Here is a 21,006-nt window from a genome sequence, read left to right on the forward strand (position 1 = left end):
TTGATCACTCCTTCTTAAGCTGCGCTTTCTTCTTGTTGGCATCGACATCCCTTAATAAAGCATCAACAAGGCCATCAATAGTGTATTTTTCTGCTGTTATATCAACGTTAAAGCCGTTTTCCTGAGCAGTTTTTGCAGTAATAGGTCCAATACAGCTTATTTTGGTCTGCCGATTTAGTATTTGCACCTGTTCTTGGCCGATTATATTTACGAAATTCGTAACCGTTGAAGAACTGGTAAATGTAATATAGTCCAGACCTGCATTAAACATCTCATCCCAATCCGCCCGGTTGGCACTTTTAGGGATAACCGCCTGGTAGAGATAACATTCATCCACCTGGGCGCCCATTTCCCGCAAACTCTGCGGCAAAATCTCCCGAGCTCCCCGGGCCCGGGGTAAAAGCACCTTTTGTCCAGGCGTAATAAGATTCCCTAGTTTTTCTATGATACCTTCGGCTTTATATTCCTCCGGAATAATATCAATCACTAGACCGCGGTTTTCTAAATTGGCAGCCGTAGCCGGGCCAATCGCACATATCTTAAGGCCGGACAAACTGCGGATATCTCTGCCCTGCCCCCGCAATTTCTTAAAAAATATATCAACGGCATTTGTGCTGGTAAATATCAGCCAATCATATTCTCCCAGGCTTTCAAACGACTGATAAAGGTTTTTAAGGTCGACTTCTTCTTTAATCTCTATAGTCGGAAACTCTATAGCCTTTCCGCCTAACTGCCGAATCTTTTCTGCCAATACGCTGGCTTGAGTTCTGGATCTGGTAACCAAAATACGCTGACCCCAGAGGGGTTTGTTTTCAAGCCACATCAGGCTCTGGCGCAGGTTCACCGTATCTCCTACCACTATGATGGCCGGGGGCTGTAAGTCCGCCCGGACTACCCTCTCCACTATATCCTCCAGGGTGCCTGATACTACTTCCTGATCGGCTCGGGTTCCATTTCTGATTAAAGCCACCGGGGTCTGTGGGCTACGTCCATTCGTCACCAACTGGGTAACAATATATTCCAGGTTTTCAACTCCCATTAGAAAAACCAAGGTGCCTATTCCAGTCGATATTTGGGCCCAGTTAATTGAGCTGATTTCTTTACCCGGCCTCTCATGACCAGTAATAACGGCAAAACTGGAAGTAGCTTCCCGGTGGGTTACGGGTATGCCGGCATAGGCAGGCACGGCAATAGCCGATGTTATGCCGGGTATCACGGCAAAATCAAAACCGTTTTCCCTTACATATAGGGCTTCCTCTCCGCCCCGTCCGAACACAAACGGATCTCCGCCTTTTAAGCGTACTACCAGTTTTCCTTGGGCAGCCTTCTTGACTAAAAGCGCATTTATTTCATCTTGATTAAGGGTGTGTTGACTGGATGCTTTGCCTACATAGATCAACTCCGCATCTGGGTTAGCATATGCCAGTATTTCCTCCCCAACCAAGCGATCATAAACGACTACCTCCGCCTCCTGGAGAACCTGTTTGCCTTTTATCGTGAACAATCCCGGATCGCCTGGTCCGGCCCCCACCAGATAAACAAATCCCTTTTTATCCATGTTTAATCTCCCAGTCCTTTTATTTCTTCCAGTATTTGTCCGGCCCCTGCCCTAAGAAGGCTTGCGGCCAGGCCTTGTCCAGCTTCCTTGACCTGACGGACAGTTGCCTGCCGCACAGAAAAATCTGTCAAAAATTCATAGTCGAGCGGTAACTCAATTTCAACTGAATCTTTGTAAACCTGGCTGCCATCCAGAGCAGCGACCAATCCTTCGATAAGAACTTTGCTTTCAGTTACTCTGGCCAGGCAAGCTATCGGCACCTGGCAGCCGCCTTCCAGTTCAGCCAAAAAAGCTCTTTCCGCACTCGTTTCCAGCCAGCATTCGGTATCGTTGATTGATTCCAGGATGCTACGAACCGGCACATCATCCCGGCGAATCTCGACTGCCACGGCTCCCTGACCGACTGCAGGCAATATTTGTTCAACTGGAATAATCTGACTGATGCTGTCGACAAAGCCGAGACGTTTAACCCCGGCGAAGGCCAGGATAATGCCATCAAGTTGCTCCTCATGCATTTTTCTGATGCGGGTCTCGACATTACCGCGCATATTTACCAGTTCAAGATCCGGCCGCAAGGCTTTTAATTGAGCTATGCGGCGCAGGCTGGAGGTTCCAATTACGGCCCCCTGCGGTAAGGTTTGCAGGGTGTACCCCTGCGGAGATATCAGTACATCCTGGGGTATTTCCCTTTTCAAAACTGCGCCCAGGGCTAGTCCCTCACCTAAAACCGAAGGCAGGTCTTTCATGCTATGTACGGCCAGATCAATACGGTTGGCCAAGAGTTCATTTTCGATTTCCCGGGTAAACAGCCCCTTATCACCGATCTGAGCCAAGGGGACATCCAAAATCTTGTCACCCTTGGTTTTAATAATAACGATTTCTATATTCAGTTCAGGCATCCGGGCAGATATTTGGCGGGCGACATACTCTGCCTGCCAGATCGCCAGTTTACTTCCCCTGGTTCCCAATCTTAAAACTTGCATAATATTCCTCTTTCTTATGATCTGGTTCTAATTCAAATAGTTTTTTAACCATTTCGGCATACAGGTGTCCTTGATTACTGGATGCTATTTTTTTTAAATTAAGCACCGGTGATCTTAACAACTGATTGACGATGGAGCCCGCCATATTCTGAATAATCATCTGTTCCCGTTCGGAAACTTTACCTAAACGGTTAAATGCCCTTTTTAGTTCATTTTGTTTAATCGTCTCACCATAGCTTTTTAAGGCCGTAATTACCGGAACAACATACAGCGTGGCCAGCCACTGGTTAAATTCATCCAGTTGCCCGGAAATAATGTCTTCGGCCAAGAGGGCTGCTTGGCGGCGTTCCTGATAGCTGACATTTATAAAATCCTGCAAATCATCGATATCGTGTACAGACACACCTTCAATCCGGCTCAAATCGGCTTCAACATCTCGGGGAACCGCAATATCGATAAAAATTATATTGCGTCCCCGGCGCTGACGCAATATATCTCCGCAGTTGTCCTCCCTGATAACGCAGTGATTAGCGGCTGTACAACTAATAACGATATCCGCGTTTAAAAGCTCATTAGGTAAATCATCAAAGCGAACCGCCCGCCCCTTAAAAAGATCGGCCATTTGCACGGCTTTTTCATATGAACGGTTGGATACAATTACCGAATTAACCCCCTGCTCCATTAAATAGCGGGTGGTTAATTCGCCTGTTTCCCCGGCGCCTACCACCAAAGCGGTTTTATCCCGAAGTGAACCGAACCTATCCAGAGCCAGATCAACTGCCGCGAAACTAACCGATACCGGGTGCTGATCTATTTTGGTTTCGGTGCGTACTTTTTTGCCAACGTAGAGGGCTTTTTGAAACAGCGAATTCAAAACTGTATCGGTCGCGCCTTGCTCATGCGCTTTTTGATAGCCCTCCTTCACCTGGCCCAAAATCTGAGTCTCTCCCAAAATCATGGAATCCAGCCCCGAACTTACCCTGAACAGATGGGCTATGGCGTCATAACAGTCAGACTGATAGCAATACATATCGAATTCTTCTGCGGATAGACCGGAATATTCCATAAGATATGCCTTTAGAAATTCCTGTCCTTCCTGAATATCCCGTACGGTTGCATATAACTCAGTTCGGTTGCAGGTATTGATAATAACAATGCCTTCAATAAAATGTGAACTTTTTATTTGCTTATAGGCATCTGCCAGTTCCGGATCGGAAAAGGTACATTTTTCCCTGATTTCAACCGGAGCTGTGCGATGATTTAATCCCGCCAGGAGGACATACATTCTTTGATCCGCTCCTCTACCTTTTCATCCTGACCGGCCTTAATTAATTCCAATAAATCTGAATCAACCAGCCGGGAGAATATTTCCCTACGTTGGGTAATGTCCAAATCAGAAGCTTTTACTTCCTCGCGCAAACGCCCCAATATGTCAACATATTCGCCGTGTTCCCAGCCTATGATATCTTCCAATTCTCGCCGCAGACGGGCCGCATAAAGGGGGCTTTTCCCCTCAGTTGACACAGCTAGGGCCAAGGAATTTCTTCTTAAAACCGAGGGTACATAGAAATCACAATTAGGAGGATCATCCACAGCATTTACCAGGATTCCCTGTTCCCTACACAACTCTGTGATCATCTGGTTTAATTGCCCGGTATCTGTAGCAATAAAGACCATGAAGGCTCCCATCAGATCCTGGACCTGGAATTCCCTGGGAATCCATTCCACCAGACCCTCGTCGGCCCATGCAGCAATATTGTTTTCCACCCTGGGACTTACCAGCCGAACCCGGGCTTCATGCTCTAATAAGTTGGCTGCTTTTCTTTCGGCTACCTGTCCTCCGCCTACAATCAAGCAGTTCTTACCGACTAGGTTTAAAAATATTGGATATAAGTGTGCCATAATTCCCCCCCAGATACGTTGTCTTCGTAATAAGCAAAAAAGGTACCGCCTATTTTGGTGCATATTGTACCGGATGCCCAATATGTCGGACTGGCGCCAACGGCTCCTAAAAGGGCACCTGTTTGCCTTGTAATTATTTTACAGCTATTATTAAATTCTGGTTTAACGTCTACCTCCGTATTAAAAAAAGGCCTGTTATCAGACCTAATTTTTTTCTTTTTCGTCTAGCTCGTCAAATTCTTCTTCTTTGGCTTTCCTGAAGCTCTGAATGGCTTTACCCATTGACTCCCCGACCTTAGGCAGTTTTCCCGGCCCTACCACGATGAGTACAATAGCTAGAATTAGAATCAGTTCCCAGGGGCCAAAATTCCCAATTATTCCGAACAAAATAATTCCCTCCTTAAATCGTCTGATCCCTTCAAAATCCTAATATTATGGCACTATTTGTTAAAAAATAGCCTTAGAGCAAACCTTCTTTAGTGTTATTATGACAACAAAGCAAGGCTTTGTAAAGGATGTCTCCAAGCTCAGTTTCGGTATAATCAGTTATCCTTCTTCCGTCTGTTGGTCAACTTGATTTTCAACTGGACTCACCACATTTTCGGGGTTTTTGGATTTTTTGTTCTTTTTTCGGGATTTCTTTTTTTCGCGTTCTTCATTAGGGGTAGCCCAGCGAGCCACCAAAACACTCACTTCATATAAAAAATACATCGGTATGCCCATCATACACTGGGAAATAGGATCCGGACCCGGGGTTAGGGCAGCGGCCAGAATAAATATCACCAGCAAGGCGTATTTTCTGTTTCTGGCCAAGGCTTCATGGGTAACCCAGCCCATTTTAGCCAGAAAAAATATGATTACCGGTAATTCGAAAACCAGCCCAAAAGGTATGGTGAAGGCCATTATAAATGACACATACTGATCCACCTTGAACATGGTGTCTAAATTTTCGCCGGCTATAAAAATAAAAAATTTTAATATCAGCGGTAAGACGCCAAAATACGCAAATACCACCCCAACAACGAATAAAAGAATAGTTATGGGGAAAAGTATATAGATATATTTTCTTTCACTGGGATATAAGGCCGGTTTTATAAACCCCCACAGGGATATAACCACTACCGGAAACGCCACGACAAAACCGGCCAAAAAAGCCAGTTTAAGTTTCACGAAAAAGGCCTCGGTTACCCCGGTAACGACAAGTTTTTCATTAAGGCCCCGCAAAGGGGAGATGATAAAAGATAGGATTTGTTCATTATACGAAAAGCAAATTACGGCGGCAACAATAATAGCTATCAAGCTAATTATTATAGCCTTCCTGAGGGCCTCCAAATGCTCTATAATAGTCTGCTTGTCCTCTGGAGTCATGTCACCGAACACCAGCGTTCCCCCGTTCCCCCTAAAATTCCCGGTTGGATATAAATAAAGCAATATTATTAAATGACTCTTTTACCGGCACATCCGGTAAAAACCTGAGCTCTTGTCTGGCCTTTTCCAAATATCTACAGCTTACTTGGTAAGCATAATCTATCCCCTCAGAATCATTTACAATCTGAATAATATCTTCGGATCGGTTGGCGCATTCTTCTGGGGATGCCAGCCAGTTTCTTAATTGATCGCCTCTCGGGTCGAATTTGATGGCATATATCGCCGGCAATGTAATAACTCCCTGTTTTATGTCGCTGCCCACCGGTTTACCCAGTATTTCTTCATCAGCTACAAAATCCAAAATATCATCCGTAATCTGAAAGGCCATTCCCAGATAATATCCGTAGTTTTTTAACGCTCGGGTTTTATACTCTTCGACATTAAGGAGCATTGCCCCTAACTGACAACTAACCGATATCAGTAAGGCGGTCTTGCGTTCAATCCGGCGCAGATAATCCTTTAAACCCTGATTCACATCGTAACAACTCATCATCTGATTGATTTCGCCTTCGCAGATACGCATGCTGGCTTCAGCCAAAACCTCCAGAATATCGCTGCGCTGGTACAGGGATACCAGTGACAGGGAACGGGCAAAGACATAATTACCCGCATAAATTGAGACCCGATTACCCCAGCCGCTTTTGACTGTTTCCCTCCCGCGGCGCAAACTAGAGTTATCGATGACATCGTCATGCACCAATGTTGCCATATGAATCAATTCCAGGGCAACCGCCAGAGGAATCACTTCATCTAGTGATTCAGTAAACATTTTAGCAGAAAGCAAGGCAAAGGCAGGACGAAGCCTTTTTCCTCCAGCTTTAACCAGGTGCGTGGAAGCCTGATCCAGTAGGGGTAAATCAGATTTAATACTGCTGATCAATCTTTCTTCCACTATCGCCAATTCATCGGTGACTTGATTAAATAAATCAAAATTGGTCATTTTATTCCCCTTGATTTTATTCCCCTTGTTTGGAAATTAGTATTAATTATATAGTTAAAACTATTAAATTCCAACTAATATGACATTTTAGCAGTTACCTATTTATACCGCCTGAATTCTTCATGGGGAATTTTCATCACATCCAAAACCTTCCCCACCACAAAAGCTACCATTTCCTCAACACTTTCAGGATCATAGTAGAAAGCTGGCATAGCCGGAACAACAGCGACCCCCATATCTGACAAGGTAAGCATGTTGCGCAAATGGATAGAACTTAAGGGCGTTTCCCGAGGAACTATAACCAAAGGCCGATGTTCTTTTAACATTACATCAGCAGCTCTTTCAATTAGATTGCCGGATAAACCCATGGCTACCGAAGCCAAAGTAGACATAGAACAGGGTATGATTATCATTCCATCAGTTATAAACGAACCGCTGGCAATACCTGCCGCAATATCCGCGTTATTGTATAAAAAGAGGTTATCTGCTGAAAAGTAATGACGTAGACTAATCTGCGGGGGTGCATCCAGAGTCCAGCCCAATTCCTGTTGCATAACCAGACAGGCTGGGTCGCTAACCACCAGATGAATCTCATCGCCCCTTTTTAGCAAGGTTTTGATCAGGCTGACGCCATAAATAACCCCGCTGGCCCCGGTGATAGCCACAATATATCGGTTCACCCCATCATCCCCCTACTCTATACTCTGCCAATTGTAATATTAACTTCCCATGGCCGCAGGGCACTATGTTTTAGAATAGTGTGTTGAAAATTTAAACTTAATTCCCCGGCGCAGAATACTGGTTCTCTGGCGTATCTATCAGGACAACAGATCTATTACGGCCGTTATCAGGATAATCAAACCGACATAATGGTTTATTCTGAATGAAGCGAAGTTAACCCTATCCAGATTGCCGGGCCGTACAATAATATGTTCGTAAGTCAACAATATAGCGGTAAAGGCTACCCCTGTATAATACCAGATTCCCATGTCCAAAATAAACCCGTTTAGAATCAAGAAGAGAACGGTAAATAAATGAAATACGGCAGAAAATAACAGCGCCCCGCGTTCACCGAAACGAGCCGGGATAGAATACAGATTCATAGCGCGGTCGAAATCTATATCCTGGCAGGCATACATGGTATCAAAGCCGGCTATCCAAAAAGCTACCGCCATTGCCAGTACAAAAGGCTGCCAGTCAAAGGTGCCGCTGATGGCTATCCAGCCACCCAACGGACCTATCCCAATTGCCAAACCCAGTATAAGATGACACCACCAAGTAAAACGTTTGGTATAAGAATACAGCCAGAGTACAATAACCGCCAGCGGAGCCAGTTTAACGCAAAGGGGATTAAGATTATAGGCGGCCAGGAATAACAGGGCGATAAAAACGAATACCAAAACCCAGATTCGCTTAACCGACAATTGACCCGAAGCCATTACCCAATCAGCCGTACGCGGGTTTTGTCGGTCAATATGACGATCGATAAGACGATTTAGACACAGGGCTGCTGTACGGGCACTGACCATCGCCAAGGTTATCCAGCCGAATTGAGCCAGGGTCGGCACTCCCTTTAGAGCCAAAAAAGCCCCCAAATAAGCAAATGGCAATCCGAAAAGGCTGTGCCCAAAATCAACCATGTTTAAGAACTTCTGCAGCTTATTCAAAAATACTACCACCCCATAGAATATAATCCCTTAAATAGTTCTCTTGCCTGAACTGTTTAATGCCCTTCAGCCGTTTGAAGTGATGCCGGTTTTTTACACTACGGCAGCGGTATCAAAAAACGATACCATCTCCAGCATCTCCTGTACCAACTTGTCTAACTCAAAATCATTATCCAGGGTAGCAATCTGAAATTTGTCGATTAAACTATGGGTATTATTTAAATAATCAAGTGCCTCCATCTTTTGACCAATCAGGGATAATTCCAGAGTCATGCCCAGATTAAAGCCCACTTCTGCATACAGCGTGGCCTGGGTTGGTTCTAACCCCTTCAGCTTGGCAGCAGTCAAAAAAGCGGTTGAATAAAACGGAGCGCTGGTCTTTTGCAGTACTTCCCGGGGACTTTTATCTAATTTGTGTTTTATTACCTGACCTTCATTGATTAGGCTGATCATATGCGCAAAATCATCCAATACCTGATCGGCTCCGGCTTCAAGCAGTAGCTTTAAAACCCGGCCGAAAATATAGTCTCCAATTAGAATAGTAAACTGCATCTCCTGGTTATGAATCTGTCCTTCTTCATTATCACTTACCATAGAATGAATTCTATTAGCAAAATAAAGGGTTTTAAAAAGGTTGCCCATTGCCACTCTAACGTCACGTTCCATACCCAGATATTTATAGGCCATAAGAACTACGGCAGGTATTAATTGGAAACTTTGGTCGCCCTGCAGTTTGTTATGCAGATTAGCCAGTTGAGCCCACCAAGGCTTCAGGCTTTCTCTAAACTTGTTTTCGATATCAGACATCTCCACCTCCAGTTCCCTGGTAAAAGCGAAGCTCATAATCTAGTCCTCCCTAATTGATAATCACAATCATTCCCATATTCTCTTGTCTATCATTCTACAGGATATTCATACTTCCTGCATTCATATTTTTCCTAACGCTAAAAGCGGGATAACTCTTTCCTTTAAAGCCTATGTTTTTAGGAATTACGGCAAAAAAATAAGCCTTACTTTTTACTCGTTAAGTAAGGCCCTTAGTAATAATTGTAATTCTTTCTAATCTTACTTCGGTCTACTAAAATAGTATCCCTCCTAAATATTTACCACCAGACGTTCTTCCTGCTCGGTCATCATTCCTCTTTTAATTTCGGATGCATCAACAGATTCGGCTCCAAACATCTGCGCCATGTAGTTGCATGCGTCCCAAGGGTCAACCCGATCTCCGCAGGTAAACACGTCCACAGCTGCATAACCCAATTCGGGCCAGGTATGAATCGCCAGATGAGATTCGGAAATCACAACAACTCCACTAACTCCTTGAGGACTAAACTTGTGAAAAACCACCTCTCGTACTTCAGCGCCAGCCTCCAAAGCGGCATTGACCATGATATCCTGAACCTTTTTGATATCATTCAACACCTCAAATCGACATCCATATACTTCAGCTAGAACATGTCGCCCTAAAGACTGCAATAATGTCGCCTCCCTTCAATTTTCTGGTTTGTCTCCCAAACCCCCTTTACTGTTCTCCCCAAAAACGTACATGTAGAATTTTAGCATATTCCTGCCGCTTGTCAATAAAAGTTAGCTTATTTATTTTAACTTTTTTTCTACTAATAGTAACTGCGGCAAACTCCATATCCAATGGCATTTTACGTATATTTAGCAGCTATATATTTTTGGTATAATTAAGGCATTTCTATTAATATCATATTTACCGTTCCTACAACTTGTGCACCTTTTATTACTACTGAAAATGAAAAACAGTTGTCTCCGCCTAGTCTTGAAAATGGTACGGTGACTACTGCTTAATTTAAAGAAATAATTTAAAGAAATTGCTCCTTCTTTTAGAAGGAGCAATTTTTAATCCAGCCCATTGACTATATTATTAATACCATGTATGAATTCCTTTTGGTTACCCTCACCCAACAAATCATAGAGCTGAGAATTGAATTTAATCCCAATTTTGCTTACCTTTTCGGCAATGTCCCTGCCTTTTTCCGTAATAAACACTCGTATTGCCCGGCGATCCTGGGAATCAAGCTTTCTTTCCACTAACCCATCTTTTTCCAGCTTGTCTACCAGAACCGTCATGGAAGAGCTGTCTATCAACGTTTTATTGCCAACCTCCTTTAATGTAGCCCCATCCTGCTCCAATAAACTAAATAGTATAAATGATTGGGGAATACTTACGCCATAGACTTCTAGCTGTTGACTAAGGTTTTTATCTATCTTCTTCATTGCTACCCTTAAGCTAAAGCCTAGATAATTAGTTAAATCTACCATTTTATACCTCCTTAATATTTAGTTGAAGATAAGAAAAAATCATCATATTATATAAAAGATCAATTCTGTTATTATTACAGCGGATAAAATTACATACTCTAATATTATTACAGAATAATTTGGTTTGTAAACAGCAAATATCTAAATTTTATTTTATATGTAAATTTATACCATATATGTCCTCTTGTTTTTTTGTTTTTTTGATGTTATTTTATAAGAGTTGATTAATATCAAAATGATGATGGAAAAGAGTAGGCAGACGAGGGGTTACAGAGAGTCGGGAAAGGTGGAAGCCCGATACTATCCAAACTGCTGAAATGGGTTCCGGAGTTCCATAACGAAGTTTGATACTTCCAAATGGCGGCTTTCTCCGTTAAAAGAAAAGGACAGGCCTTAACTGTCTTTAAAAGTGGACCTTTTGTCAATTAGGGTGGCACCGCGGATAACCTCCGTCCCTTGTGGATGTGAGGTTTTTTGTTTTTATTTTTTGTATTTGTTAAGGAGGTTTATATATGACTAAAAAAAAGAGAATATTAACCGGTGATCGCCCCACGGGGAAATTACATCTGGGGCATTATGTTGGCAGCCTGGCCAATCGGGTCAAACTGCAGGAAAAATACGACAGCTATATCATAATCGCGGATGTCCAGGCTTTGACAACTAATTTTGAAAAACCTGAAAACCTTAGCCGGGATATGTTTCAGATTGCTGAAGACTATTTAGCAGCTGGAATCGACCCTGAAGTATCCACCATCTTCGTGCAAAGCAAGCTCCCGGAAATCCATGAATTAACCATGTATTACTCCATGTTTACTTCCGTTAATGTACTGCGCCACAACCCTACTGTAAAGAGTGAAGCCCAGCAACATGGTTTTAATGATATGACCTACGGCTTTTTGGGATATCCGGTCAGCCAGGCAGCTGATATCAGCATATTTAAGGCTCATTTGGTACCGGTAGGGGAGGATCAAATTCCCCATATTGAATTAGCCCGCAAAATTGTGCGCCGTTTTAATGATCTGTATAAACCGGTACTGATAGAACCTGAGGCTCTAATAGGAGAAGTGCCGCGGCTGTTGGGGTTGGATGGAAAAGCTAAGATGAGTAAAAGCCTGAACAACTGTATTTTCTTGGAAGACGAGCCTGCCGACGTTGAAGCCAAAGTCAAAGAAGCAGTAACCGATCCAGCCAGAATCCGCAAAACTGACCCGGGTCATCCTGATATATGCATGGTCTATAGCTACCACCAGGTGTTTAATCGGAATGAGGTAAAGGAAATCGAACAGGCCTGTCGTCAAGGGGAAATAGGCTGCGTACAATGCAAGAAAAAACTTTCCGGCCACATTAATAATCTGCTTGAGCCTATGCGTGAACGCCGGATTAAATATAAACAAAATCCTGGGCTGGTAAAAGATATCTTAATGGAAGGCACCAGAAAAGCTCAGGGTGTCGCCCAGGAAACCATGCAGGAAGTTCGCGAAGCCGTAGGTATTGATTATTTTGGGGAAAATAGACGCAGATAAAGCGGCAAACTAATAGCTCCCCGGCACAGCCCGAGAACCGGTCAGGAGGGTTAATTAAAAGCAACCACGTAACTAAGCCCAGGATCCTGCCTTTATAGGCCAGGTCCCCTGGGCGGTTCATTATTGACTGACTATATGGAAGGCGCGCTAACCGCCACCGGAAATTACGCTTAGTTTGCAAATGGTAAACTTCTATTCCCCGCGCAAGCTAAAGCATCAACCTTCGGATACTACTGGTAAACCATGGCTAATTAATCTGCGTTGTCCGCGCCTACCGTCTTATAGTATCTCCCTGTGCTCGAGTTCGGCCAGGGCAATAACCTGTTTATATAGGATCTGAAAGTTCTCCGGGGTTAGGGATTGCTTGCCATCAGACAAGGCTTGCTCCGGGGATTGATGTACTTCGACCATAATCCCGTCTGCCCCGGCAGCCACCGCTGCTTTCGCCACCGGACTTACCATCTTCCATCTGCCGGTAGCATGACTGGGATCAACCAGGACAGGCAGATGCGAAAGCTGTTTAATTAGAGGAATGGCCCCGATATCCACCGTATTCCTGGTCCAGGGCTCGAACGTTCTAATACCGCGCTCGCAGAAAATTACTTTATTGTTACCGCCGTTTAATATATACTCTGCAGCCAGGAGCCATTCTTCAATAGTGGCCGACAAGCCTCGTTTTAACAGCACCGGTTTGTCCAACCGGCCCAGTTCCTCCAGGAGCGTATAGTTTTGCATGTTACGGCTTCCCACCTGCAAAATATCGACTGTTTCATAAAGCAGATCGATGTCACGCACGTCCATAATTTCCGTAATCACCGGCATACCAGTTAATTCTCGGGCTTCAGCCATAATTTTCAGCCCCTGGCTTCCTAATCCCTTAAAAGAATAAGGCGATGTACGCGGTTTAAATAGGCCCCCGCGCAAAACATTCGCCCCCATGGATTTTAACAGCCCGGCCATTTCCAAAAAAGTATCCCGGCTCTCAACCGCACAGGGGCCGGCTATAATAGTTAAATAACCCGCACCTATGCAAAGCGGCCCGCCTGGAGTCGGTATTTTTATGATGGTATCCTGGGAACAATATTGTCGCGAGACAAGTTTATAGGCTTGCATAAAAATCCCCCAGCCATTATCAAAACCTTGACCGATATTTATAATTAAGTATATCATGAGCCAAACTGGAAATTACTATTGATTTTTTTGATCTTTTTTGACCACCAGGCCCACCCCTTAAAAATAGTATATAAGGGGCCCCACAATACTTATGGAGTGCCCGGCATCAGATGCGGTATGGAATGGAATCAGCGCTGTTATTCAGCCCAATTTCCCGCTGAGTGCAAGGTTACTGTTAGGATTGGCGCTTTATCCGTCTATTAAGAGCCAAGCCACGGCTTAAGATGAAAGGGATGAAATAATGAATAAAGTTGTTAAAGCCGCTATCTGCCAGATGCAAGTAGTCGCCGAGAAGGCGGCAAATTTAGCCAAGGCCGGACAGATGATTCATGCGGCGTCCAAGCAAGCGCAGCTAGTCATTTTACCGGAGATATTCAATGCTCCTTATCAGACTGATCGCCTGGCCCAAAATGCAGAACCTATACCTGGCCCCACCACTGAATTTCTGGCCGCCCAGGCACGTGAAAACCAGGTTTTGCTGATCGGCGGCTCTATTGCTGAAATAAATGCCGATGGAATAATCTATAATACGTGCTGTGTTTTTGATGAAACCGGCAAGCTTATCGGCCGACACCGCAAACTACATCTCTTCGATATTAATATCCCCTCCAAAATTGTTTTTAAAGAGTCGGACGTTTTTTCCGCCGGTGATCGACTGGATATAATTAGCCATAACGGCATAAATTTCGCGGTATTAATCTGCTATGATATCAGATTCCCGGAACTGGCTCGCAAAGCTGCCCTGGCCGGAGCCCAAATGCTGGTGGTTCCGGCTGCCTTTAATATGACCACAGGTTCGGCTCACTGGGAGTTATTGATGCGCACCCGGGCGATTGACAATCAGCTTTTCGTAATAGCCGCCTCCCCGGCCCGCAATCCGCAATCCAGCTACCAAGTCTGGGGTCATTCCATAGCAGTAGACCCCTGGGGCAGGATAATAAGCCAGGGAACTACGGAAGAAGACATAATCTATGCGGACCTGGACTTGTCCCTGCTTGACAAAGTCCGCCGCGAATTGCCGGTTTTAAAAAACCGCCGGCCGGAACTTTATTAAAGGGGATTTAAATGGACACAGCCAACCTAGACCATTCGGGCACAGATTTTGTTCCTTTAAAAAGTATTGGCATGGTTTTGCGAATGATCCGGTAAGGCAATCATGCCGCCGTAGTTTAGAAAGATTTGACGCTGCGAATACAGATGGTTTATGACTGACGCAGATTTTTTTATTGCTGTTGTGACAAGGGAGTAATTCGATGAGTAATTCAACCGGGAACACAATCCCCGGTTAAAGGCGAACTTTATTCCCCTTTACCTTCGGCATGGCCTTTATCAGATTCCTTGCCAATCTTACAATTAATTTAAAAAAGATAATCTGTGTGCATCCCTGCCCGGAGGGTCAGTGTTATCTGTGTCCATTAAACCCCGTTAGTTCTGATTACGTTTGACTAAATCGGGACGCAGTTGCATGGCTTCCCGTAGGTAAACATGGCGAATCTCATCCTGTCTCTTATCAGTATTTATCGTAATCAATACCCGGATACAAAGCGGGATTGAACCCTCTACCTCTATTTCCTGGAAACACAACAGCGGCACCAATTCCCAGCCCATTTGGCGGGCTACCTCGGCTGGAAAGGCAGAACGGATATCGCTGGTAACCGTAAATAAAATACTGGAAATATCCTCAGGTTCGAAGTTATTTTCCCGCCATAATGATTCCAAAAGTTCGCGCGTAGCGGCTACAACCTCAGCGGGTTTATCTTCGATTATGGTTGTCGCCCCGCGTATTCCTCTAGTCCACATTCTATCCTACCGTCCTTCATTAATGATTATTAAGTCAGGCAACCGCCCGGTGACCAAGTCCAATAGCTACCTCATCCAGGTGCAAAAGGCCAATACCAAAAAATATGGATACACTGATATGGTCGCCATGACGGGCAATGCCTATCTTGCCTCCTACATTAAGCCCTAGGGCCTTAGGCATAATCTGGGCCAGGGCTTCCCGGGCCGCGCCGGCTACCGCTCCTTCATCAGCATGAACATCGTTAATGACCCCTTCGCGTTTGGCGGCCACAACCGCCCGTTCCACGATTTTAGCCGCAGAAGTTATAAACTCTCCCCCATAATCAACCGCAACTGCTTTAACGTTATACTCCTCCAAGAATTGTTTTTTTAAAACTGCTTCTTCCTGTCTGGACATGGACAAGGCCATTTTTATTGCAGCTGTGGCAACGATTTTACTCCCTATATCCACCGTTAATCCCACCCTAGATCTATTTTATATTATTTTACTATAATCTTGCCTATCATTACTATACTCTGATTGGCCGTAAAAACATCTCCCTGAGCCGGGAAAGCTAAATTAGCCGATGAGGATACAATCGTAAAATCAATGGGATAGTTACATCTGCGGGCATCTATTTCCACACTATCTCCGGCCTTCAGGCGCATTTTTATTGGTGTCCGGGAAAATGTGTAACGGGTTTTACCATTAACCAGGATTTCAACCTCGTTCAAAGCCCCTTCCTGGTCATGAGATATGACCAGCAAAGCCTCCGGCGAACTTACCTGCTCCTTAGATGCAGGCGGGATTTCAGTTTGGGGAGCTGTTACCGGTGCAGGTAATTGCTGACCCTCGAGCCTTTCGCTCCAGCTCATATAAAACCGTATAGAATCGGAAGTCATAAGACCCTGCGATATAACTACTAACATCAGGCACATAACTGCTAAACGAATTAAATATCTTTCTATTTTATGAAACACTAAAAGACCATCCCCTTAAAGCATATCTTCTGCTCTATCTTATGCCTAAGTCCGGGTCTTTATCCGTGTATTTGGTTAGATATCGCCAAAATGATTAACCTGCCTATTTTTGTAAAAAAAGGCGCAATTAGACGTTGTCATAAAATTGTATGTAGTTTGTTAGATAAGTGTCGCAACGTTGTTGCAGGGGATTTTAAAAATCTAACAGTTTGGTTACATCTTACGAAAACCTCATAACTGCTTGTTTGATCTTTAGGGTTAATTAAACCCGTTTCTAATAGGATTTAAATCATAAATGATTATTTGGCACGTAATTTGCATCATATTGTTATTAAAATTAAAACCTTGGGGATACAGTTCTTCGAGTTTATGCAATAAACACAAAGTGAAAGGAGATAGATAATATGCTTAAAGGAAATCAGGTAATTGTGCGTTGGATTTTTGGGATTTGCTGCTTTCCGGTAGTATTTGTAGCTGCCATCTTCCTGCTCTGTTATAGCCCCTTGTACTATCTGTTCTCGTTACTGGGACAGGACAAAACCAAACGCGGAAAAGCAGAGCTAAACAAAACCAGGATGGACGGACGGCCAAGATTAGAAGTCAAACACGCTTAAGCTTATTTGCAGTATTTTAAATACCACCCCAAAAAATACCGTATGATTCTTTTTTGAATAATACGGTATTTTTCTTTGAGCCGCATCTGTTTTCTTACTTCATTCACTTGTCAAGAAAATGCGCTTCTATTAAAAATCTGTTTCTAACAAAAACGAAAAAATGCTCAAATAAATCGATAACCTACCGCCGGTTCGGTAATAATATGCTGCGGACGGCTGGCGTCTTTTTCGATTTTATGGCGTAATTGTCCAATATATACCCGTAGATAATGAGTTTCCTTCTCGTAGCCCGGGCCCCAGACTGCCCACAGAATCTGTCCATGGGTTAATACCTTACCGGGATGGCTAACCAAGAGTTTTAGCAATTCATATTCAGTAGGGGTAAGACGTATTTCCTGTCCCTCCAGTTGCACCTGCCGATGAGCCAAATCAATTTCCAAATCCCCAAAATTAAGCACCGGTTCCACATCTGGGGAGGCTGCGTGGCGTAAGGCGGTACGCATTCGGGCCAGCAGTTCGCCCATACTGAAAGGTTTGGTCACATAATCATCGGCTCCGGCATCTAGGGCAGCTATTTTATCAGCTTCTCCTTCGCGAACCGAAAGAATTATTATCGGCACCTTAGACCATTGACGCAGGTTTTTTACTACCTCGATACCTTCCATATCGGGCAAACTCATATCTAAAATCACCAGATCCGGTCGAAATACGGTTGCCAAACCTAATCCCTCCTGACCGCTCACGGCCAGAGCAGTATTATAATCATGAGCATTAAAGGCTACCTGCAGTAAACGCCGCATTTGCTCCTCATCATCAATTATAAGCACTCTAGATCCTGCGTTAGTCATAATTTATCCCTGTCTTTCTAGGCAGTAAGTACCGATTTTACTTCTCCCGGCGGAATTCTAAAACTGATCACGGTACCCCCGCCGGGGTTATCTGTTGCTTCGATTTCTCCCCCGTGCGCCTCAATAATACTCTTGCAGATGGCTAAACCCAACCCGGTGCCGCTTATATTAGCGGTGCTTTGCAAACGAAAAAAACTATTAAAAATGGTTTCCCGATTTTCCGGAGCTATGCCCGGCCCCCGGTCAGCCACGGCTACTTCTATTTTTTCCGCCTGACGATGGGCCGTTATACTAATATTGAGGCTGTTTCCGGAATATTTGACGGCATTGTCCAGCAGATTAACTATAACCTGTTCAATCAAGACAAAATCAACTTCGACTAAAGGCAACCCGGGTTCAATATAAATAGAAAAAGACGGGGTATCCAGATGTTCTACCCTGCTAACGGCTACCCCGATTATGTCCTGGATATCACAAAACTGTTTATTAAGTTGCAAAAACCCGCTGTTTAATCGGGCCATATCCAAAAGGTTGGTCACCAAATGATGCATCCGCAAAGCACCCTGCTGAATATTTTCCAGCATAATACGACGTGAAGCGGCATCATATAATTGTTCTTCTTCTAAAAGTCCGCTGACCGAACCTATAATAGAGGTCAGGGGGGTTCTTAGGTCATGTGATATAGAGTTAAAAAGAGCCGTCCGCAATCGCTCGGAATCAGCAGCTATCTGAACTTCACGAGCCCGTTCAGCCAATTGTATACGGTTTACTGCTACTGCAGCCAGGTTAGCCAGGGCTTCAATAAAGAGGGTCTTTTCTCTTAAAAGGTTTTTTTCGCTCCCGGTGGGGCGAATACCTAAAACTCCAACCGGCCCCGCTTCAGTAGCCAGTGGAAAATAGACCAGCTCCGCCCCTGACAGGGTATCCGTACCCTGACCGGCCTTCTGAAGGTGCTGAAATGCCCACGCTGCCACGGCCATTTCATTGTCCGTCAAACTTTTCTGGGGACAAGATTCGCTGTCGGCTTTTAATTCCAGGCTGCCATTGCTGCCCGGCAGCAAAATAACCGCCGCACCTTTACTGACTGCTTCCACTTTTTTAATAACAGCCGGCAGTACCTCATCTATTCCATAGACTGCTCCTATTTCCCTGCTTAAACCATATAAAGCGCTTACCATGCTTTCCCGCTGGTGAGCATCGTCGATTTGCCGCTTTAAGCGGGCTGCCATGGTACCGGTTACCCAGGCTACCACAAAAAATATGGCGAAACTTAGGATATATCTGATATCGGCTACGGTCAAGCTTTGCTGGGGCGGAATGAAAAAAAAGTCCAAACATAGGGCGGAAGCAAAAGCCCCCAGCAAGGCTGCCGTACGTTTCCAGCGTACTGCGCTGTATAAGATCGGCAGCAGGTAAATCATAGCCACGTTAACCAAACCCAACTGATTATGTAGGGGATAGAGCAGTAATGTAATCAAAAAAACTACCCCCAGCATTTTGGCATAAGGCAAGATGTTGCGGCGTTTTTTTTCCGAAAGCCAGCCCGGGCTATCCATTTTGGGAGCCGAATGGCCCGGTATGACATGGACCCCGAAGCCCTCACTGGAACGAATCACCTGGTCAACCACCGAACCTCTTAATATGTCCAGCAGGCGAGGACGCAGGGGCTTGCCAATAACCACTTGCGTAACATTGCGGGATCTAGCTATTTGCAGTAATTCCGCGGCAATATCAGTACCACTGGTACTGATAATTTCGGCTCCCAATTCTTCCGCCAGGCGCAGATTAGCCAAAAGTCGATCGCGGGATAAGCGACTGCGGGAAACAATACCCGGTGTTTCCACATATACTACCAGCCATTCTGCCTTCAAACGCAGTGCCATTCGGTGCGCGGCCCGAATCAGCTGGGTTGCAAAAGGGCTGGAGCTGATACAGACCATTACCCGCTCACCTGCCGGCCAGGGTCCTTCGATGGCATGGGCTTTCATATAAGTTTGCATCTCATTATCTACATGCAGGGCGGTATAGCGCAGGGACATTTCTCTTAAGGCATTAATGTTGCCCGGCCGGAAAAATTTCGTGATGGCCTCGGCGGCTTTATCAGCAACATAGACCTTGCCTTCCTTAAGCCTTTGCAGGAGTTCTTCCGTGGGTATGTCAATGAGCTGTATTTCGGCATGTTTGAGTATGGTATCGGGCACGGTTTCCTTGACCAGTATCCCGGTAATCCGGGCTACTATATCATTGGCACTTTCCAGGTGCTGGATGTTGACCGCTGTATAAACATCGATGCCCGCAGCCAGCAATTCCTCAACATCCTGATAGCGTTTGGAATGGCGTGATCCTTCAATATTAGTATGAGCCAGCTCATCGACCAGAGCAATCTCCGGCTTCCTATCCAAAAGTCCATCCAGATCCATTTCCGGGAATTGTCGACCGCGATACTCCAGTAAACGCGGTGGCAAAACCTCCAGGTCACCTACCAGAGCTTCGGTTTCCCTGCGTCCATGGGTCTCAATCCAGCCTGCAACCACATCAACCCCTTCGGCCCTGCGCTCTCGCGCCGCTTCCAGCATGGCATAGGTCTTGCCTACTCCCGCCGCCGCCCCCAGGAAGACAGTTAAGCGGCCGCGTCCCTTTTTTTTCATGGTATCCAGCAAGGCATCCGGATCAGCCCGTCTTTCTTTATGCATTCCCATTCCCCTTTAGCTCAGTTCCCGATCAAGGGCCAGATTTAGCTTGAGAACATTTACCCTGGGTTCACCGAGTAAACCGAATTGCCTTTTTTCTATATGCTCGGCAATGATATCATTAACCTTATTGACTGACACCCCTCGACTGACTGCTACCCGCTTGGCCTGCAGGTAAGCTGCTGCGGGAGTGATATGAGGATCCAAGCCGCTGGCGGAAGCAGTCAGTAAATCGACCGGTATATTCTGATCTTGAGCAAGACTATTCTCGGTGCGAATTTTATTTTCCTGCTCGGCCACCTGCTTATATAGTTCTTTATTAGTAGCACCCAGATTGGAACCACCGGAAGCCGAGGCATCATAGCCCGGACCCGCAACTGAAGGACGTCCTTGAAAATATTGGGGTAGGCTGAAGTCCTGACCAATTAAATGTGAACCTGTGGCCCGGTTATCATTTATAATGATTGACCCATTGGCCTGCGATTTAAATACTATCTGGGCTATCCCGGTTACCAATAATGGATAGAAAATACCCAGTATTAAAGTCATCAACAAAATCATCCCGACTGAATTTTTAATTATTCTGCTCATCATCCAGGCTTCCTTTCCCTGCAATTTCCTCGCCATACCG

Annotated in this window: 22 protein-coding genes and 1 other annotated feature; of the genes, 3 read left to right on the forward strand and 19 right to left on the reverse strand. The window is 44.9% G+C overall.

The features are described 5' to 3' along the window. Window positions 1–4 precede the first annotated feature (4 nt). The 12 genes from cobA to AAV90_RS10820 form a co-directional block, all read right to left on the reverse strand. Window positions 5–1,558: a uroporphyrinogen-III C-methyltransferase gene (gene cobA / locus AAV90_RS10765; protein ID WP_046498857.1), complete on the reverse strand. Its 1,554-nt coding sequence runs from the start codon at window positions 1,556–1,558 to the stop codon at window positions 5–7. Window positions 1,559–1,560: 2 nt separating this feature from the next. Further along, on the reverse strand, window positions 1,561–2,541 hold the full coding sequence (gene hemC / locus AAV90_RS10770; RefSeq protein ID WP_052729747.1) for a hydroxymethylbilane synthase: 981 nt from the start codon (window positions 2,539–2,541) through the stop codon (window positions 1,561–1,563). Next, window positions 2,507–3,826, reverse strand: a complete 1,320-nt coding sequence (gene hemA, locus AAV90_RS10775; RefSeq protein WP_046498862.1) for a glutamyl-tRNA reductase — start codon at window positions 3,824–3,826, stop codon at window positions 2,507–2,509. The genes hemC and hemA overlap by 35 nt, the downstream gene beginning before the upstream one ends. Next, a complete protein-coding gene (locus tag AAV90_RS10780) occupies window positions 3,802–4,443 on the reverse strand; it encodes a precorrin-2 dehydrogenase/sirohydrochlorin ferrochelatase family protein (RefSeq protein ID WP_046498865.1) in 642 nt (213 codons plus the stop codon). The genes hemA and AAV90_RS10780 overlap by 25 nt, the downstream gene beginning before the upstream one ends. Before the next feature lie 204 nt (window positions 4,444–4,647). Further along, window positions 4,648–4,830, reverse strand: a complete 183-nt coding sequence (tatA, locus tag AAV90_RS14965; protein ID WP_046498867.1) for a twin-arginine translocase TatA/TatE family subunit — start codon at window positions 4,828–4,830, stop codon at window positions 4,648–4,650. A 159-nt stretch (window positions 4,831–4,989) separates the two neighbouring features. Further along, a complete protein-coding gene (gene tatC, locus AAV90_RS10790) occupies window positions 4,990–5,823 on the reverse strand; it encodes a twin-arginine translocase subunit TatC (RefSeq protein WP_242847548.1) in 834 nt (277 codons plus the stop codon). 19 nt (window positions 5,824–5,842) lie between these two features. After that, window positions 5,843–6,811 carry a polyprenyl synthetase family protein gene (locus AAV90_RS10795; RefSeq protein ID WP_046498873.1) on the reverse strand — a complete coding sequence of 323 codons (969 nt, stop codon included), beginning with the start codon at window positions 6,809–6,811 and terminating at the stop codon, window positions 5,843–5,845. Between the two features lie 98 nt (window positions 6,812–6,909). After that, window positions 6,910–7,491, reverse strand: coding sequence for a UbiX family flavin prenyltransferase (locus AAV90_RS10800; RefSeq protein ID WP_046498878.1), 582 nt, complete (start codon window positions 7,489–7,491; stop codon window positions 6,910–6,912). Between the two features lie 138 nt (window positions 7,492–7,629). Beyond that, on the reverse strand, window positions 7,630–8,478 hold the full coding sequence (locus AAV90_RS10805) for a UbiA-like polyprenyltransferase (protein WP_076982644.1): 849 nt from the start codon (window positions 8,476–8,478) through the stop codon (window positions 7,630–7,632). A gap of 93 nt (window positions 8,479–8,571) precedes the next feature. Next, complete coding sequence (locus tag AAV90_RS10810) at window positions 8,572–9,321, reverse strand: hypothetical protein (protein ID WP_046498880.1); 750 nt, start codon at window positions 9,319–9,321, stop codon at window positions 8,572–8,574. 252 nt (window positions 9,322–9,573) lie between these two features. Beyond that, window positions 9,574–9,954 (reverse strand): adenosylmethionine decarboxylase, encoded by a 381-nt coding sequence (gene speD / locus AAV90_RS10815; RefSeq protein WP_046498883.1) that lies wholly within the window; start codon window positions 9,952–9,954, stop codon window positions 9,574–9,576. A 390-nt stretch (window positions 9,955–10,344) separates the two neighbouring features. Continuing rightward, window positions 10,345–10,767, reverse strand: coding sequence for a MarR family winged helix-turn-helix transcriptional regulator (locus AAV90_RS10820; RefSeq protein ID WP_046498885.1), 423 nt, complete (start codon window positions 10,765–10,767; stop codon window positions 10,345–10,347). Between the two features lie 229 nt (window positions 10,768–10,996). Beyond that, window positions 10,997–11,227 (forward strand) — a binding site (T-box leader). Window positions 11,228–11,279: 52 nt separating this feature from the next. On the opposite strand from AAV90_RS10820, the gene trpS reads away from it, so the two are divergent. Next, entirely contained in the window at window positions 11,280–12,290 is a 1,011-nt protein-coding gene (gene trpS, locus AAV90_RS10825; RefSeq protein WP_046498887.1) for a tryptophan--tRNA ligase, read from the forward strand. Between the two features lie 279 nt (window positions 12,291–12,569). Here the strand turns inward: trpS and aroF are convergent, their stop codons facing one another. Then, window positions 12,570–13,403, reverse strand: coding sequence for a 3-deoxy-7-phosphoheptulonate synthase (gene aroF / locus AAV90_RS10830; RefSeq protein WP_046498891.1), 834 nt, complete (start codon window positions 13,401–13,403; stop codon window positions 12,570–12,572). Between the two features lie 301 nt (window positions 13,404–13,704). Between aroF and AAV90_RS10835 the strand changes: the two genes are divergently transcribed. After that, window positions 13,705–14,517, forward strand: coding sequence for a carbon-nitrogen hydrolase family protein (locus AAV90_RS10835; RefSeq protein WP_046498894.1), 813 nt, complete (start codon window positions 13,705–13,707; stop codon window positions 14,515–14,517). A 371-nt stretch (window positions 14,518–14,888) separates the two neighbouring features. Here AAV90_RS10835 and aroH read toward each other — a convergent pair whose 3' ends face one another. The 3 genes from aroH to AAV90_RS10850 are packed head-to-tail and all read right to left on the reverse strand — an operon-like array spanning window position 14,889 to window position 16,118. After that, on the reverse strand, window positions 14,889–15,263 hold the full coding sequence (aroH, locus tag AAV90_RS10840) for a chorismate mutase (RefSeq protein ID WP_046498897.1): 375 nt from the start codon (window positions 15,261–15,263) through the stop codon (window positions 14,889–14,891). 34 nt (window positions 15,264–15,297) lie between these two features. Further along, window positions 15,298–15,714 carry a HutP family protein gene (locus tag AAV90_RS10845; protein ID WP_076982645.1) on the reverse strand — a complete coding sequence of 139 codons (417 nt, stop codon included), beginning with the start codon at window positions 15,712–15,714 and terminating at the stop codon, window positions 15,298–15,300. 29 nt (window positions 15,715–15,743) lie between these two features. Continuing rightward, a complete protein-coding gene (locus tag AAV90_RS10850; protein ID WP_207642061.1) occupies window positions 15,744–16,118 on the reverse strand; it encodes a hypothetical protein in 375 nt (124 codons plus the stop codon). Window positions 16,119–16,627: 509 nt separating this feature from the next. On the opposite strand from AAV90_RS10850, the gene AAV90_RS10855 reads away from it, so the two are divergent. Then, window positions 16,628–16,837 (forward strand): hypothetical protein, encoded by a 210-nt coding sequence (locus tag AAV90_RS10855; RefSeq protein WP_046498903.1) that lies wholly within the window; start codon window positions 16,628–16,630, stop codon window positions 16,835–16,837. Between the two features lie 164 nt (window positions 16,838–17,001). Here AAV90_RS10855 and AAV90_RS10860 read toward each other — a convergent pair whose 3' ends face one another. The 3 genes from AAV90_RS10860 to kdpC are packed head-to-tail and all read right to left on the reverse strand — an operon-like array spanning window position 17,002 to window position 21,002. Then, entirely contained in the window at window positions 17,002–17,685 is a 684-nt protein-coding gene (locus AAV90_RS10860) for a response regulator (protein WP_046498905.1), read from the reverse strand. A gap of 17 nt (window positions 17,686–17,702) precedes the next feature. After that, the gene (locus AAV90_RS10865; RefSeq protein WP_046498908.1) at window positions 17,703–20,378 is read right to left on the reverse strand and encodes a sensor histidine kinase; all 2,676 of its coding nucleotides are present in this window, start codon (window positions 20,376–20,378) and stop codon (window positions 17,703–17,705) included. 12 nt (window positions 20,379–20,390) lie between these two features. Beyond that, window positions 20,391–21,002: a potassium-transporting ATPase subunit KdpC gene (gene kdpC, locus AAV90_RS10870; RefSeq protein WP_242847549.1), complete on the reverse strand. Its 612-nt coding sequence runs from the start codon at window positions 21,000–21,002 to the stop codon at window positions 20,391–20,393. Window positions 21,003–21,006: the final 4 nt, after the last annotated feature.

The organism is Syntrophomonas zehnderi OL-4 (genome assembly GCF_000983115.1).
Classification (GTDB): domain Bacteria; phylum Bacillota; class Syntrophomonadia; order Syntrophomonadales; family Syntrophomonadaceae; genus Syntrophomonas_B; species Syntrophomonas_B zehnderi.

Coding starts and splice junctions, on each gene's coding strand:
- cobA (WP_046498857.1), bottom strand. CDS start 1,558: ATGGATAAAAAGGGATTTGTTTATCTGGTGGGGGCCGGACCAGGCGAT.
- hemC (WP_052729747.1), bottom strand. CDS start 2,541: ATGCAAGTTTTAAGATTGGGAACCAGGGGAAGTAAACTGGCGATCTGG.
- hemA (WP_046498862.1), bottom strand. CDS start 3,826: ATGTATGTCCTCCTGGCGGGATTAAATCATCGCACAGCTCCGGTTGAA.
- AAV90_RS10780 (WP_046498865.1), bottom strand. CDS start 4,443: ATGGCACACTTATATCCAATATTTTTAAACCTAGTCGGTAAGAACTGC.
- AAV90_RS10795 (WP_046498873.1), bottom strand. CDS start 6,811: ATGACCAATTTTGATTTATTTAATCAAGTCACCGATGAATTGGCGATA.
- AAV90_RS10810 (WP_046498880.1), bottom strand. CDS start 9,321: ATGAGCTTCGCTTTTACCAGGGAACTGGAGGTGGAGATGTCTGATATC.
- AAV90_RS10820 (WP_046498885.1), bottom strand. CDS start 10,767: ATGGTAGATTTAACTAATTATCTAGGCTTTAGCTTAAGGGTAGCAATG.
- trpS (WP_046498887.1), top strand. CDS start 11,280: ATGACTAAAAAAAAGAGAATATTAACCGGTGATCGCCCCACGGGGAAA.
- aroF (WP_046498891.1), bottom strand. CDS start 13,403: ATGCAAGCCTATAAACTTGTCTCGCGACAATATTGTTCCCAGGATACC.
- AAV90_RS10835 (WP_046498894.1), top strand. CDS start 13,705: ATGAATAAAGTTGTTAAAGCCGCTATCTGCCAGATGCAAGTAGTCGCC.
- aroH (WP_046498897.1), bottom strand. CDS start 15,263: ATGTGGACTAGAGGAATACGCGGGGCGACAACCATAATCGAAGATAAA.
- AAV90_RS10850 (WP_207642061.1), bottom strand. CDS start 16,118: ATGAGCTGGAGCGAAAGGCTCGAGGGTCAGCAATTACCTGCACCGGTA.
- AAV90_RS10855 (WP_046498903.1), top strand. CDS start 16,628: ATGCTTAAAGGAAATCAGGTAATTGTGCGTTGGATTTTTGGGATTTGC.
- AAV90_RS10860 (WP_046498905.1), bottom strand. CDS start 17,685: ATGACTAACGCAGGATCTAGAGTGCTTATAATTGATGATGAGGAGCAA.
- AAV90_RS10865 (WP_046498908.1), bottom strand. CDS start 20,378: ATGCATAAAGAAAGACGGGCTGATCCGGATGCCTTGCTGGATACCATG.
- kdpC (WP_242847549.1), bottom strand. CDS start 21,002: ATGGCGAGGAAATTGCAGGGAAAGGAAGCCTGGATGATGAGCAGAATA.